1 rRNA gene is annotated in these 1,019 nt (G+C 57.5%); it reads right to left on the bottom strand.

From position 1 onward, the window contains the following. Nucleotides 1-1,019 (bottom strand): 23S ribosomal RNA (locus ACZ7C5_RS37805); the annotation flags it as partial.

The raw sequence follows: 1,019 nt of genomic DNA, 5'->3' as shown, positions 1-1,019 counted from the left end.
CATTCGTGCAGGTCGGAACTTACCCGACAAGGAATTTCGCTACCTTAGGATGGTTATAGTTACCACCGCCGTTTACTGGCGCTTAAGTTCTCAGCTTCGCCCCACCGAAGTGGAGCTAACCGGTCCCCTTAACGTTCCAGCACCGGGCAGGCGTCAGTCCGTATACATCGCCTTACGGCTTCGCACGGACCTGTGTTTTTAGTAAACAGTCGCTTCTCGCTGGTCTCTGCGGCCACCCCCAGCTCAGACAGCACGTGTCATCACCAGGAATGGCCCCCCTTCTCCCGAAGTTACGGGGGCATTTTGCCGAGTTCCTTAACCATAGTTCACCCGAACGCCTCGGTATTCTCTACCTGACCACCTGAGTCGGTTTGGGGTACGGGCCGCCATGAAACTCGCTAGAGGCTTTTCTCGACAGCATAGGATCATCCACTTCACCACAATCGGCTCGGCATCAGGTCTCAGACTACGTGTTACGCGGATTTGCCTACGCAACGTCCTACACCCTTACCCCGGGACAACCACCGCCCGGGCTGGACTACCTTCCTGCGTCACCCCATCGCTCACCTACTACCACCTTGGGCCGGCGGTTCCACCACTCCCCTTCGCCCGAAGGCTCCAGGACGGCTTCACGGCCTTAGCATCAGAGGGTTCAACGTTGGCGCTTCAAAGCGGGTACGGGAATATCAACCCGTTGTCCATCGACTACGCCTGTCGGCCTCGCCTTAGGTCCCGACTTACCCTGGGCAGATCAGCTTGACCCAGGAACCCTTGGTCAATCGGCGCAAGAGTTTCCCACTCTTGTATCGCTACTCATGCCTGCATTCTCACTCGTATACCGTCCACGACTGGTTTCCACCGCCGCTTCACCCGGCACACGACGCTCCCCTACCCATCACAGCAGGCGTTGGCCCTATATGCTGCAATGACACGACTTCGGTGATGTGCTTGAGCCCCGCTACATTGTCGGCGCGGAATCACTTGACCAGTGAGCTATTACGCACTCTTTCAAGGGTGGC

It is taken from the genome of Kitasatospora sp. NPDC036993 (assembly GCF_055607525.1).
The sequence above is the reverse complement of the archived record's forward strand: the minus strand, read 5'-3'. Positions and strand labels throughout refer to the sequence as shown.